This is a genomic window from Hymenobacter daecheongensis DSM 21074, assembly GCF_900141805.1.
GTDB classification, from domain to species: Bacteria; Bacteroidota; Bacteroidia; order Cytophagales; family Hymenobacteraceae; genus Hymenobacter; species Hymenobacter daecheongensis.
This window is the reverse complement of record NZ_FQYN01000006.1, coordinates 315607-328293: the sequence shown is the minus strand read 5'-3', so window position 1 is coordinate 328293 and position 12687 is coordinate 315607. Positions and strand designations below refer to the sequence as shown.

Here is a 12687-nt window from a genome sequence, read left to right as displayed (position 1 = left end):
TCCGTGTCATCCTGAGCTTGCGAAGGAGCTTATGGGATGAGAACGACAGACGTAGCAACGACTTGTTCTCATCCCATAAGCTCCTTCGCAAGCTCAGGATGACAGGCGGCTCAAGATGACAGACGAATACCAACCCCTCCCGCCTACTGCAACCCGCTTTACCCCTTATGACCAATACGCCTGCTCCTGTCCGGTGCCTTATCGTGGATGATGAGCCGCTGGCGCATCAGGTGCTCACGCAGTTCATCGGCCAGACGCCGGGGCTGACGCTTTCGGGCACCTGCCGCAACGCCATGGAGGCCTTCGAGCACCTGGCCCGCCACCCCGTCGATCTGCTGTTTCTGGATATTGAAATGCCGCTGATAACGGGGCTGCACTTCCTGAAAAACCTGCCCGATCCGCCCAAAACCATCCTTACCACCGCCTACCGCGAATACGCCTACGAGGGCTACGAGCTGAACGTGCTGGACTACCTGCTCAAGCCGTTTTCCTACGAGCGGTTTGTGAAGGCCATTGGCCGGCTGCCGGCCGCGCAGCCCGTGCCGCCCGCCGACGCGCTGGGGGAGAAATTTCTGCTGGTGAAAGAGCGCCAGGGCCTGCTCAAAGTCAGCCACCGCGCCATTGTATATGTGGAGGGCAACAAGGATTACGTGAAGGTGACCACGGCCACCACCACCTACCTGCTGCACCAAACCATGAAGGAGATGATGGCGGCACTGGGCCCCGCGTTTCTGCGCGTACACCGCTCGTTCATTGTGGCGGCGGCCCACGTGAAGCTGCTGCAGCCCGACACGCTGGTGCTCAACGACAACACGTATATCCCCATCGGCAACTCCTACAAAGCCGACGTGCTGGCCTATTTTCGTAAGTAGGCCGGGACCGGCAGCGGCGGGCGCTACCCCCGAATTGCCGATATTTGGGCATCGGGGCCGCCGCCCGCGGGCCGGCCCTCCCCTATTCCCGCTCCCGAAATTCATGGACGTAAAAGACAGCAACGGCACCCTGCTCGCCGAAGGCGACTCGGTCACGCTTATCAAAGACCTGAAAGTGAAAGGCTCGTCGCAAACGCTGAAGCGCGGCACGCTGGTCAAAAATATTCGCCTCACCAACAGCGCCGAGGAGATTGAGGGCCGGGCCGGCGGCACCACGATGGTGCTCAAAACCCAGTTTCTGAAGAAAGCATAGGTGGCAGAGCTGTTGGAAACCGCGGCCGATGAGCCCGCCGTACCGCACCGGCACTTCGTGGTGCACAAGCCCTTCGGCTACCTCAGCCAGTTTGTGGCCGACCTGAAAAAGAAGAAGGTGCTGGGCGCGCTGCACGATTTTCCGGCCGGCACTATGGCTATCGGCCGCCTCGACGAGCACAGCGAGGGCTTGCTGCTGCTCACCACCGACGGCCGCATGAGCCACGAGGTGCGCAGCAAAAAAGTGGAAAAGGAGTACTACGCCCAGGTAGATGGGCTGATAACCGACGAGGCCGTGGCCCAGCTGCGGCAGGGCGTGGAAATCGGCATCCGCGACGTGAAGTACCAGACCCTGCCCTGCCGCGCCTTCCGCCTGGAAGCGGCCCCCGACTTCCCGGCCCGCACCCGCAAAATCCGCGACGACCGCCACGGACCCACCAGCTGGGTGTCGATTACACTTACGGAGGGCAAAAACCGCCAGATACGGAAGATGACGGCGGCCGTGGGCTTCCCCACGCTGCGGCTGCTGCGCGTGCGCGTGGGAGCCGTGGAGCTGGGCGCGCTGGCGGCGAGCGAAGTGCGGGAAGTAGCACATTTTTCGCTGCCCGCATAACCTGCTACTGCCGAAGCTTTGGTATATTCGGCCCCGGCTAGGTTTTGGCCCCGCCGGCGCTTCGCGGGCCGATGGGCGACATGGGGTTCAGCCTGAACTTTCGGCCCTGCGTATCTGTCTTAAATTATTCACCGGTTCTCCGTTGCGCCTGTGGTTCTTCCCACAGAGCCCAACGGATCGAACAACTACTTACATCCGAGCATCATGGCCAGGTCACAAGCATCTTTCGGCAAGAAGGAAAACGAGAAAAAGCGTCAGAAAAACAAAAAGGAGAAGGAAGAGCGCAAGGAAGAGCGCCAGGCCAACGCCAAAAAGGGTCAGAATCTGGAAGAGATGCTGGCTTACGTGGATGAGAACGGCAACATCTCCACCACCCCGCCGGACCCCACCAAACGTAAGGAAATCAACGCCGAGGACATCCAGCTGGGCGTGCCCAAGCAGGAAGACATGGACCCCGCCGACCTGATCCGCAAGGGCACCGTCACGTTCTTCAACGACTCGAAAGGCTACGGCTTCATCAAGGATTCGGAAACCGGCGAAAGCATCTTCGTACACGCCAACTCGCTCAGCGGCCCCATCAAGGAAAACGACAAAGTGACCTTCGAAGTAGAAATGGGCCCCAAAGGTGCCAGCGCCACCGGTGTGAAAATGGCAGTATAGCGCGTTTTTCCGCTCGTTGTCCAACGCAAAAGCGGCTGTTGCTTCCTGGAGAAGCGGCAGCCGCTTTTGCATTAGCAAAGTACTGGCGGAAGTCTGAAATGGAGCGTAGCGGAATGCGACTTCCAGCCGCGACACGGGGCAAGTCTCCAGACTTGCGGCACGGACCCAAATGAGCTATTCGATCATCGTCAGTTTGCTTGGAAAATCACCAGAACGATGTAGAGACGCATAATTGCGTCTCGTCGTCGCGCCGTTCGCCGGTTTGTCGTTCAACGACGAGACGCAACTATGCGTCTCTACATCGTTCTGGCGATTTTCCGCGCAGTCGCTCGGCTCGGCTGCTTCCAGGGCCACTCTCCCTCCGCTATTCCTTATCGAAGTTGGCCCGCTTGTTCCGGGCGGCCAGGCGCACGGTTTCGGCTACGCGGCGGGCACGGGTTTCGGGGCGCTTGGCGGCCAGCACCCAGGTCAAAATCATTTTGCGGGCTGAGAGGCTGAAGGCGGCGAAGTGCCCGGCCGCGGTGGCATCGGCGGCCAGGGCCTGGGCTAGGTCGGCGGGCACCTGGCCGGCTTCGGCGGCATCGAGGCTTTCCCAGGAGCCGTTCTGCCTGGCCCGCTCGATGGCGGCCCGGCCAGCGGGCTCCAACAGCCCGGCTGCTTCGAGGCGCACCAGCCGCTCCTTGTTTACTTTGCTCCAGCCGCTTTTGGGCTTGCGCGGGGTGAAAAGCAGCTGCGTCCGTTCGGCATCCAGCTTGCGCGGCAGCGAGTCGATCCAGCCGAAGCAGAGGGCTTCTTCCACGGCCTCGTCGTAGCCCACGCGGGGGCGGCCGGTTTCCTTTTTGAAGTAGGTGAACCACACGCCGGGGCTGTGGGCGTGGTGCGCGGCCAGCCACTGCCGCCACTCGGCGCGGGTGGCGGGGTGCGTGTCGGCGTAGGTATCGGGGCGGGCCATGCGGAAAAGATAGGCAGCGGGCCGCAAAAAAGCGGCGCTGGTTTCAGGGCATTAGCAGCAGCTTGTTCGCCATTCACTACGCACGTTTAGGGCTTGGCCGCGCTGCGCAGGTGTTGCAGGGCTTTTTCCAGCGGGGCATCGGTAGCGCCGGGACCGGTAGTGGAAATCAGCTCGGCGGGTACAAAGTCTTCGCGGGGCAGGCCGTCGGGGCGGTAGAGGCGCTCGGTAGGAATGTGGAAGCCGAAGTCGGAATTGGGCAGGCGGAAGGAGGTGATGGCCCCGTGGAGGCGGGCCATTTCGGTGCCCATGATGGCGGCGCGCCGCATGGCATCCAGCCCGATGGTGATGCCCTCGCCCATGCTGCTCGTCCAGCGGCCGACCAGCACCACCAGCGGCCGGGTGTAGGGCCGTGCCCGCCCCGACACCAGCTCCAGGGTGCTACGCCGGATACCGGTCCGCCGCTCCTCGGCCACAAACTCGTGGCGCTGGTAGGGCTGCTCCTGCGTGATGAAGCGGCCCATGATGGCGCGGGCCACGGTGGAGTTGCCGCCGCCGGGGGTTTCGCGCAGGTCCAGCACGAGGCCGGTGGTGCCGGCCAGCGCATCCAGGGTGCTGTCGAAGGCGGCAATGAGGGCGTTGTTGCCCAGGCTGTTGTTGATGCGGATGTAGCCAATGGTGCCCAGGCGGCGGCTTTCCAGCAGGTGCGGGTAGCGGATGTTTTCCAGCTGCATCCCCGGCGCATCGGGGTAGAGGGCGGGCAGCAAGCGGCCCTGCGCCCGAAGCGTAAGCTTGCGCGGCGTGTTGTGGGTGCCGGCCAGGGCTTGGTTCAGGGCTACTTCGCGGGCGGCCTCATCCACGGTCTTCAGGCTGCGGCCCAGCAGCGGGGCCACGGCCTGCGCAATGGGCACATCGTTCACGGCCACGATTTCCATGCCGGGGCGCACGCCCACCCGCTCGGCCCCGAAACCGGCCCGCACCGCCACCACCGTGGCTTTGCCCTGCCGGTACTGCGCCCACACATCGGTGCCCGAGGGCAGCAGGCGGCGCGAGTCGGGCAGGTTGGTGGAGAGGCTGGCGTGGTTGTCGTACAGCTCGTTGAGGGCGTTTTCGAGCAGGCGCACGAACTGCGCCCGGCTGCCGACGGCGGGCAGCTGCGCCGCATACAGCTCCCGCACCCGCGCCCAGTCGGTCTGCTTCTGGTCGAAGTAGGCGTAGTTGTCGTGGATGGTGGTCCAGAAGTAGTCGAAATCCTGCTGGTACTGGGCGGGGGTGAGCGGGGCTTGGGCCCGCACCGCGGCGGGCAGCAGGGCCAGCAGCAGCCAGACCAGCCGGCGGAAGAAGGTCGTCATCGGGCGCAAATGGTAGGGAGAAGTACCACTGCGCCGAAGCTACGCACAAAAGCGGCACCTCCCGGCTGGCCCGCACGCCAGCGGCGGCGCAAGAGCTAGCCGCGCCCGGCCTGGTGCGGCAGCAGTTCGGTTGCCGGCGTGGGCTGGCGGCCGAGAGGCGCGCCGGGCGGCAATAGCTCCACGCCGTAGTCGGCGAGGGTGCGCACGAACTCGGCGATGACCTCCGGGGGCGGCGGGCCCTGGGGCAGCGGCAGCGCCTGGCCATCGGGGGCCGGCGCGCTGTTGGTCCACAGCCACTCGTCGAAGCCGGCCGGGCTGATCCAGATGAGCATCTCGGCGTCGGGGGTGGTTACCTCGAAGGCGTGCGGCACACCTTTCGGCAGATAGACGCAGTCGCCGGGCCGGGCCTCCAGGGTGTTGTCGCCGACGCGAAACCGGACCCTGCCGCGCTGAAGGTAGAAGGTTTCGTCTTCGCGCACGTGGCAGTGCGCGGGTGGCTCGGCCCCGGCCTGTATCCTGATGACGGCCAGCGCGAAACGCTGCTGCGTCTGGCTGCCGCGGGCCAGAAAAGTATACAGCCCTCCAGGAATGGCGCGGGTGGTAAGGGGCTGCGGACGGCACAGAAAAGCGGGCGTTTCCATAGGCGTTGGCTTAAGCACGTTTACCTACTGAATAAGATCAGGCAAACGGACGATAAAGTCAATCACATAATTATGCCCGTTGCGGTCGGCCGCGGGTAGCTCTGGGGGGCAGGGTAGGGCGCTGCCTGGTGGGCGTCGAAACGCCTGCGGGTTGGCGCGCCGCGCAGACGCATGACGCACCGGCACCTAAAAAAAGCGGCTGAAGCCCCGGCAGGAGCCTCGGCCGCTTTCTGTTTCGGCTTCCTTGGCAAGCGCGGCGCTACGCCGACAGGGTGGCGCGGTGGGCCACTACGGCGGCCTTGTCTTCTTCCAGCGAAGCGCTGCGGCTCTGGGTTTCCTTGAGGGCGCTCTGCCCCAGCACCACCTTGGGTCCGCCGCGCTTGCGCTGCTGGGCCTGAATGTCGCCGCGCCGGTCATCGGCTTTGCGGCGGTCGTCGGTGGTGCGGTCGTGCTCGGGGGTGCCCGCGGTCAGGGTAGCCAGATACGAGTCGAAGTTGGCGATGCGCAGGTTCAGGCCCGTCAGCTCCTGGTTCAGATCGGTGGCAAACTCGCCGCCCACCTCGTCCTGATAATCGTAGTTCTGCTCCTTGTTGTCGAGCCGGCGCAGGCGCTTGTCCAGCTCTTTGGTCACCTCGTCGCACTGGGCGCGGGTGAGCAGCAGGGTTACATCAATGGCCATATATAAAAGGGGTAAAAAGGTGATAGTACGGCCGGACTATCCGGCCGCTGCACAACATTACCGGTTCACCCAGGCCGGGGAAATAACCATCGGTACTAACTTATGCAGATTGGTTATAGCTCCGGAGCCGGGCCTAACAGGTGCCGCAGGGCGGCGGCCTCCTCCAGCAGCAGCTGCCGGCGCAACGCCAGGTGGGCACGAGCCAGCGGGCCGGGGCGCGAGGGCAGCGCGGCCGTGTCGGCCTCTATGCGGGCGAGCCAGGCCTCCTCCCCCACCGCATCGTAGCCGGGGGCGGGCCCGGCGGGCGGGGTGGCCAGCCCTTGGCGCAGCGCCGCCAGCCCCTGCCGTCGGCGCAGCAGGGCCGCATCCTGCAAGGCCAGCGTTTCGAGCTGAAAGCCCAGCTGGTAGGCCAGGTGCTCGCAACGCCGCACCCGCCGCCGAAGCAGCTCGGCTTCGCGGGTTTCTTTGGCCGCCTGCGCTACCCGGGGCGGTGGGGGCGGCAGGGTGTCGGGCGCGGGCAGCGCCGGGCCGAGTGGAGGCAGCAGCTCAGCGAGGCGGGCCAGGCGGGCGGCGGCTTTGGGGGAAAAGTTGCGCCGCCCCGCCTCCACTGTTCGCACCTGGTCTAAGCTGACGCCCAGCCAGCGCCCTAGCTCCGCCTGGGTCAGGGCAAAGTGCGTGCGCACCGCCGCCGCGGTGGTTTCGGAAAAGGAGGTGGGAGTACGATGCATACCAGTAGCCGCGCTGCCAATAAGCGGCAGCAGTACTAATAAGGTAGTTGCTCTCACTGGCAAAGTCACGTATTTAATTTATTTTTTTCAATTACGTGACTATCGCAGAGGATGGCTAACAGGTTGGCGGGTGCACGACACTGTCCAAGATCCATCGCAGGAAATGGCTGAAGCGCGCCATATGGGCCACTAATGTCACCCACTTCCTGGCCGACGTAGAGGGGAGCATAGTACCAATCAAGTGGAGGTACTCCTCGCCGTCAAAGACGGCATTGCCGCTCGGCGTGCTAATCTGCCAGGGTAGATAATTTGACTTGGTAATGCAAAGCCGCTCATTGCTGATGCAGCGGGCAGCTTTTTCGTGAGGAGAAATGGCATCTACGACGAATGATGCTCGGATTTAAGTTTCTTGCCACTATATTAGCAAACGAAACAACTCATTTAGCATTTACATACCGTCGTCACTATGAATCAAAAAACCAACTCCGTTCCGCAAAAACCAGAAATTATTCAGCAACTAGAAAAATCTTACCAAATAGAGCTTACAGAGCATAAAAGGGAGGACGCTGAAAGATATATGCATGGAGCTGGGTATTTACTCAATGAAAAAGGCCAAATAGTCTCCATATCTTTTCCTGAAGGAGATATTATCGATACAACTCCTCTAGAAAAATTGATTGATTTAGTCCATCTTTCTTTAACAAGAAATAAAGTAAAAAATATAGAGCCTTTGCAAAAACTTATCAAATTAGAGTATCTATATCTAGGCGGAAATTTAATTCAAGACATATCACCTTTAATACAGTTAAATAATATTACAAGATTAGCTATATGGGACAACCCAATCGAGGACATAACTCCTTTGCAAAATTTAATAAAACTAGAGCAACTATATTTTCAAAATACAAACAGCAATGCTCCCAGCTTCCTTAGCTCATTTCCACATATACAAGAGATAGGCGCAAGCGATAATAATATTACTACATTAGAATATTTTAGAAATTTTACAAAACTTAAAATGGCGATGTTAGACGGAAATTCAATAGAAGATATAAGCATTTTAGCTAAAATTAACAAAATAAGAGATTTAGATTTAAACAACAATCTAATTAAAGAAATATCTAAAGATGTAGCACAAAAATATGACTGGCTAGAAGGAACAACTACGTATATAAGAAGAAGAGCTGGTTTACAGCTCTTCAATAATCCATTAAGATTTCCTCCCATGTCAGTTATTGAACTAGGCAAAGACGCAACACGAAATTATTATAACACAGCAGAAAAGTTTGGCCATGCGCCTTTGTCTGAAGGACGTATAATTGTAGTAGGAGACGGGAGCGCAGGCAAATCTAGCTTGATAGATAGAATACTTCACAACAGCTTTGACTAAAGCAAGCCTCAAACTAATGGAATAAAAATCGACCATTGGTTACTGCCTCACGAGGACGGAAGAAAACTAACATTCCACATTTGGGATTTTGGTGGCCAAGAAATACAACATGCTGTTCACAAGTTTTTTTTCACGGAAGGATGTCTGTATATACTTGTACTTGACAATAGAAAGGAGGAGGAGCCTGAATATTGGTTACAGCAGATTGAAAGCCTTGGCGGAAGTGCGCCTGTTTTGGTTGTATTTAATAAACAAGACGACAATGCTAATGAAATAGCCGATAGAAAATTCTTAAAAGAAAAGTACAATAATATTGTAGGATTCTACAACGTCAGTTGCAAAACTGAATTCGGTCTATCGGATTTCAAAAAACATTTAGAAAACAATATCACAAAGCTCAGAACAGTAGATGAACAATTCCCTAATAACTGGTTCAATATAAAGAAACTAATTGAGGAGCAAACATCTGGCGAACAGCATTATTTAAATTATGAAATTTACAGCAGTATTTGCGATAGAAACAACGTAAATGATGACAAAACGCAAAAACTACTGCTGAAATATTTCACAACAATCGGCGCTATTACTTGGTTTGGTGACACATACTTAAGCTTACTCCATGTACTAAGCCCTGCTTGGATTACACAGGGCGTATACAAGATAGTCACTTCTAAAAAGACCTCTACCTTGTATGGCCACATCAAAACGGAAGATTTCAAAGAATTATTACAACCAGTTGACGCCAACGATTATGTCTATGACAATAGTCACTATGGCTACATACTTGGAATGATGAAAAAATTTGATTTATGCTACACTCCAGACGATAAGAATTTACTACTTCCTTCAGCATTTGGCAAAGCCCCCCAACTGGAATATAGTGAATTCAAAGGCACTGATGTTCGTGTATACATACTCCAATTCAAAGATTATATGCCAATTGCACTTATGCATAGGTTTACAGCAAAAAGACTTTCAGATACCTACGAGAACAACTATTGGTATTCAGGCATAGTGATAAAAGACACAAAAAGCACATCTATTGCTATGATTCATGCTGACAAAGAGGCAAAACGCATATATATTAGAATAAAAGGCGAATCTAAACTTGGTTTATGGGAACATATTAGACGTGAGTTTTATGATATAACATCAAGCTATGCCAATATGAGCTATAACGAACTATTGTTACTTGATGAACAAACAAATAGCATAGTTAACTATGAGGACTTAATAAGCTATATTCGTGCTAATAAAAGAATTTACTTCCACCCGAAACTTGGAAGAGATTTTAATGTAGGTTACTTAGCTAGCCTGTTCGAAACAAAGGAAGAAACAATTGGCAAATTCAAAGAACGAACCAACGAGGAAGAACAGGATGAAAAAATGTCAGTCGTTGTAAATATACTAAACAATAATAGCCCTAACGTAAACGCAAGGATTGATAATAACATTAATATAGACATACAAATAATAAATAATATAGGGAACAATATAAAAGGCGATGCAAACTATTTACTAGAAGAATTAGGGAGTTCAAACAAAAGTTTAAGTGAAAATTTAAAAAAGATAATTCAATTCGCTGACGATGCTAAAGCCACTCAGAATAGTGGCGACATGAAAGCAAAAGGATGGGCAAGAAAGTTAAAGAGTATTACTCAAGCGCTAAGCAATTCAGGAGAACAATTAAAACATATACAAGACGGTGGCGAAGCTTTGTCATCCTTGCTTAAAGGGGTAAGGGAGCTATCGAATAACTTGCATTTCGATGATGTAAAAGCATTCTTTGATGTAATAGCAAACTAAATTATAACGCAAAAGCGGCTGAAGCTCTAGTAGCTCCAGCCGCTTTTCGTTTCTGCCGCCTTACGCAGAATCACAAATGAACCGGCCGGTTCTCGGCGGGGGCGGTGGGCTCCCACTCGCCGATGACGATGCCGGTGCGCTTTATTTCCTGCACAAAGGGGTTCCAGTCGGTGAACTGCTCGGGCGAGAAGGTGTGGGGCTCGATAGCGCAGTGTTTTACCAGGGCGCGTACAAATGGCCGAATGTCTTCAGGGCCAAAACCAGTGAACGTATCGGCCACTAGGGCCAAATCAATGTCTGACCATTCATGCTGCTCGTTGCGGGCGAAGGAACCGAAAAGGATGACTTTTCGCAGCGGAATGGCTAGCTGCAGTAACTCGGCGGCAAACTGGCGGGCTTCTTCTATGGCAGACTGCTGAGTAACCATGAGCGCAAATTAGAAGTGTCGGTCAACAATGCTTGCGTGAAAGGCCGCGTCGCCCGTTGGTAGGCAATGCGTTGGTAATCCGGATAACGACCCTCCATTTGAAAAGTGTTCAATTCAAGGGCTACCTGTTCCTGGTCGGATGTGGGCTGTAGCGCAGTTTGCTGCCATAGTCTGATGATGTTGTGCGTGCGCGGCGGAAAGTTGTCCGCGTTATCCTTCACCCAATGCGCCTTACTCAGCTTCTCAATAAGTAGGTGCGCGTGGAACAGGCTGTTGAGGTAGTTGCCCATTGTAAAAAGCCCCTGCGCCGATGACCACTCCTGCTCAGATGTTTCTTTCCAATGGAGAATATAGTCTTGCTTGGTCATGGCTTGAAGCTACAAAAAAGCCACTGAAGCTCCGGGGAGTTTCAGTGGCTTTGGGTTTCAGGCAACGAAGCGGGAAAGATGCTTCGACAAGCTCAGCATGACGGTTACTTCGGCAACGTCAGCAAGAGAGATTCCTCGGTCCCTGGCTTGATGCGCCACATGCTCGGAATGACGTTCTACATATGCAGCGCCCTATTCTCCGTAGCGGCCAGGCATGCTTCCTTCATGGCTTCGGCATACGTGGGGTGGGCATGGCTCATGCGGGCTACGTCTTCGGCGGAGGCGCGGAACTCCATGGCCGTCACAGCTTCGGCAATCAGATCGGCGATGCGGGGGCCGATCATGTGTACGCCCAGGATTTCGTCGGTTTCCTTGTCGGCCAGCACTTTCACGAAGCCGTCGAGGTCCATGGAGGCGCGGGCGCGGCCGGAGGCGCGGAAGGGGAAGTTGCCGGTTTTGTAGGCGCGGCCCTGCTCCTTGAGCTGCTCTTCGGTGTAGCCTACTCCCGCCACTTCGGGCCAGGTGTACACCACGCCGGGGATGAGCAGGTAGTTGATGTGCGGCTTCTGGCCCACGATGGTTTCGGCCACGAACACGCCTTCTTCCTCGGCCTTATGGGCCAGCATGGCGCCGCGCACCACGTCGCCGATGGCGTAGATGCCGGGCACGTTGGTTTGCAGGTGCTCATCGACCTTGATACGGCCGCGCTCTTCCATCTGCACGCCGGCGGCTTCCAGGTTGAGGCCCGCGGTGTAGGGCACGCGGCCCACGGCCACCAGGCAGTAGTCGCCCTCGAATTTCACTTCCTCGCCCTTGGGGTTCTGGGCCGTCACGGTCACGGTGTCGCCGGCGCGAGTGGCGCCGGTCACTTTGTGGCTCAGGAAAAACTCGATGCCGATTTTGCCCAGGATGCGCTTGAGCTCCTTGCCCAGGCCGCGGTCCATGGTGGGGATGAGCGAGTCCATAAACTCCACCACCGACACTTTCGCGCCGAGGCGGGCATACACGGAGGCCATTTCGAGGCCAATCACGCCGCCCCCAATCACAATCATATGCTTGGGCACTTCGCGGATGTTGAGCGCCTCGGTGCTGGTGATGATGCGCTCCTTGTCCTGGGCGATGAACGGCAGCACCGTGGGCTTGGAGCCGGTGGCGATGATGACGTTCTTGGTTTCGATCTGCTGGGCCTCGCCGCCGGCGGTGGGCTGAATGCTGATGTGGTTCTTATCTACGAACGAGCCGACGCCGTGCAGCACGTCGATTTTGTTCTTTTTCATCAGGTAGATGATGCCGTCGGTGTTGGCTTTCACCACGCCGTTCTTGCGGTCTATCATCTGGTTCATGTTCACCTGCAAATCACTCAGCTCGATGCCGTGCTCCTTAAACGTGGTGTGGGCGTTGTGGAAGTGCTCGGTGCTGTCGAGCAGGGCCTTGCTGGGGATGCAGCCCACGTTGAGGCAAGTGCCGCCGAGGGTGTTGTACTTCTCGATGAGGGCGGTTTTAAGGCCGAGCTGGGCGCAGCGGATGGCCGCCACATAACCGCCCGGCCCCGAGCCGATGACGGTAACGTCGTATTGATTCATAAGGAGGTGAATTCGGTGGAAATCAGCGTGGGGCAAAGGTAGGGGTTAGGAGCTAGGAGTTGGGAGGCAGGAGCTAGAAAGCCAGGGCTAGCAACTAACTCCCCTCCTTTTTTCAAGGAGGGGTGCCCGAAGGGCGGGGTGGTTGCTAGAGCTAGAAAGTCGTTGAACAATTAATTAGCTCTAAAAAACCGTTCAACGATTGAACCACCCCTAACCCCTCCTTGAAAAAAGGAGGGGAACTAGCTTTCTAGCTCTTAAATCCTGGCTTTCTAGCTTCTAACTCCTAGCTCCTGGCTCTGCCTTCCCC

Annotated in this window: 14 protein-coding genes; 6 read left to right on the top strand and 8 right to left on the bottom strand. The window is 56.2% G+C overall.

Annotated elements, in window-relative coordinates; all coding sequences use genetic code 11:
• The first annotated feature begins 167 nt into the window (after positions 1 to 167).
• From BUB62_RS13635 to BUB62_RS13620, 4 genes are all read left to right on the top strand, one after another.
• The gene (locus tag BUB62_RS13635; protein ID WP_073110930.1) at positions 168 to 872 is read left to right on the top strand and encodes a LytR/AlgR family response regulator transcription factor; all 705 of its coding nucleotides are present in this window, start codon (positions 168 to 170) and stop codon (positions 870 to 872) included.
• Positions 873 to 975: 103 nt separating this feature from the next.
• A complete protein-coding gene (locus BUB62_RS13630; protein WP_073110929.1) occupies positions 976 to 1185 on the top strand; it encodes a zinc ribbon domain-containing protein YjdM in 210 nt (69 codons plus the stop codon).
• Entirely contained in the window at positions 1186 to 1797 is a 612-nt protein-coding gene (locus BUB62_RS13625; RefSeq protein WP_234988709.1) for a pseudouridine synthase, read from the top strand. It begins immediately after the preceding gene.
• Positions 1798 to 2001: 204 nt separating this feature from the next.
• Positions 2002 to 2457: a cold-shock protein gene (locus BUB62_RS13620; protein ID WP_073110927.1), complete on the top strand. Its 456-nt coding sequence runs from the start codon at positions 2002 to 2004 to the stop codon at positions 2455 to 2457.
• Positions 2458 to 2821: 364 nt separating this feature from the next.
• On the opposite strand, the gene BUB62_RS13615 is transcribed toward BUB62_RS13620, so the two are convergent.
• From BUB62_RS13615 to BUB62_RS13595, 5 genes are all read right to left on the bottom strand, one after another.
• On the bottom strand, positions 2822 to 3409 hold the full coding sequence (locus tag BUB62_RS13615; protein ID WP_073110925.1) for a YdeI/OmpD-associated family protein: 588 nt from the start codon (positions 3407 to 3409) through the stop codon (positions 2822 to 2824).
• An 86-nt stretch (positions 3410 to 3495) separates the two neighbouring features.
• Positions 3496 to 4758 carry a S41 family peptidase gene (locus tag BUB62_RS13610; protein ID WP_073110923.1) on the bottom strand — a complete coding sequence of 421 codons (1263 nt, stop codon included), beginning with the start codon at positions 4756 to 4758 and terminating at the stop codon, positions 3496 to 3498.
• A 95-nt stretch (positions 4759 to 4853) separates the two neighbouring features.
• Positions 4854 to 5399, bottom strand: a complete 546-nt coding sequence (locus tag BUB62_RS13605; protein ID WP_073110921.1) for a cupin domain-containing protein — start codon at positions 5397 to 5399, stop codon at positions 4854 to 4856.
• A gap of 259 nt (positions 5400 to 5658) precedes the next feature.
• Complete coding sequence (locus BUB62_RS13600; protein ID WP_073110919.1) at positions 5659 to 6078, bottom strand: hypothetical protein; 420 nt, start codon at positions 6076 to 6078, stop codon at positions 5659 to 5661.
• Between the two features lie 113 nt (positions 6079 to 6191).
• Entirely contained in the window at positions 6192 to 6806 is a 615-nt protein-coding gene (locus BUB62_RS13595) for a helix-turn-helix domain-containing protein (protein WP_073110917.1), read from the bottom strand.
• A 466-nt stretch (positions 6807 to 7272) separates the two neighbouring features.
• On the opposite strand from BUB62_RS13595, the gene BUB62_RS13590 reads away from it, so the two are divergent.
• Both BUB62_RS13590 and BUB62_RS13585 read left to right on the top strand, forming a co-directional pair.
• Positions 7273 to 8196 carry a leucine-rich repeat domain-containing protein gene (locus BUB62_RS13590; RefSeq protein WP_073110916.1) on the top strand — a complete coding sequence of 308 codons (924 nt, stop codon included), beginning with the start codon at positions 7273 to 7275 and terminating at the stop codon, positions 8194 to 8196.
• Between the two features lie 21 nt (positions 8197 to 8217).
• Positions 8218 to 10002 (top strand): COR domain-containing protein, encoded by a 1785-nt coding sequence (locus BUB62_RS13585; RefSeq protein ID WP_262490512.1) that lies wholly within the window; start codon positions 8218 to 8220, stop codon positions 10000 to 10002.
• A gap of 70 nt (positions 10003 to 10072) precedes the next feature.
• Here BUB62_RS13585 and BUB62_RS13580 read toward each other — a convergent pair whose 3' ends face one another.
• The 3 genes from BUB62_RS13580 to lpdA all read right to left on the bottom strand — a co-directional run bounded on the left by BUB62_RS13580 (position 10073) and on the right by lpdA (position 12380).
• Positions 10073 to 10429: a nucleotidyltransferase domain-containing protein gene (locus BUB62_RS13580; RefSeq protein ID WP_073110912.1), complete on the bottom strand. Its 357-nt coding sequence runs from the start codon at positions 10427 to 10429 to the stop codon at positions 10073 to 10075.
• Positions 10405 to 10797, bottom strand: a complete 393-nt coding sequence (locus BUB62_RS13575) for a HEPN domain-containing protein (RefSeq protein WP_073110910.1) — start codon at positions 10795 to 10797, stop codon at positions 10405 to 10407. The genes BUB62_RS13580 and BUB62_RS13575 overlap by 25 nt, the downstream gene beginning before the upstream one ends.
• Positions 10798 to 10973: 176 nt before the next feature.
• A complete protein-coding gene (gene lpdA, locus BUB62_RS13570; RefSeq protein WP_073110908.1) occupies positions 10974 to 12380 on the bottom strand; it encodes a dihydrolipoyl dehydrogenase in 1407 nt (468 codons plus the stop codon).
• Positions 12381 to 12687 lie beyond the last annotated feature (307 nt).

Coding starts and splice junctions, on each gene's coding strand:
- BUB62_RS13635 (WP_073110930.1), top strand. CDS start 168: ATGACCAATACGCCTGCTCCTGTCCGGTGCCTTATCGTGGATGATGAG.
- BUB62_RS13630 (WP_073110929.1), top strand. CDS start 976: ATGGACGTAAAAGACAGCAACGGCACCCTGCTCGCCGAAGGCGACTCG.
- BUB62_RS13620 (WP_073110927.1), top strand. CDS start 2,002: ATGGCCAGGTCACAAGCATCTTTCGGCAAGAAGGAAAACGAGAAAAAG.
- BUB62_RS13615 (WP_073110925.1), bottom strand. CDS start 3,409: ATGGCCCGCCCCGATACCTACGCCGACACGCACCCCGCCACCCGCGCC.
- BUB62_RS13610 (WP_073110923.1), bottom strand. CDS start 4,758: ATGACGACCTTCTTCCGCCGGCTGGTCTGGCTGCTGCTGGCCCTGCTG.
- BUB62_RS13605 (WP_073110921.1), bottom strand. CDS start 5,399: ATGGAAACGCCCGCTTTTCTGTGCCGTCCGCAGCCCCTTACCACCCGC.
- BUB62_RS13600 (WP_073110919.1), bottom strand. CDS start 6,078: ATGGCCATTGATGTAACCCTGCTGCTCACCCGCGCCCAGTGCGACGAG.
- BUB62_RS13595 (WP_073110917.1), bottom strand. CDS start 6,806: ATGCATCGTACTCCCACCTCCTTTTCCGAAACCACCGCGGCGGCGGTG.
- BUB62_RS13590 (WP_073110916.1), top strand. CDS start 7,273: ATGAATCAAAAAACCAACTCCGTTCCGCAAAAACCAGAAATTATTCAG.
- BUB62_RS13580 (WP_073110912.1), bottom strand. CDS start 10,429: ATGGTTACTCAGCAGTCTGCCATAGAAGAAGCCCGCCAGTTTGCCGCC.
- BUB62_RS13575 (WP_073110910.1), bottom strand. CDS start 10,797: ATGACCAAGCAAGACTATATTCTCCATTGGAAAGAAACATCTGAGCAG.
- lpdA (WP_073110908.1), bottom strand. CDS start 12,380: ATGAATCAATACGACGTTACCGTCATCGGCTCGGGGCCGGGCGGTTAT.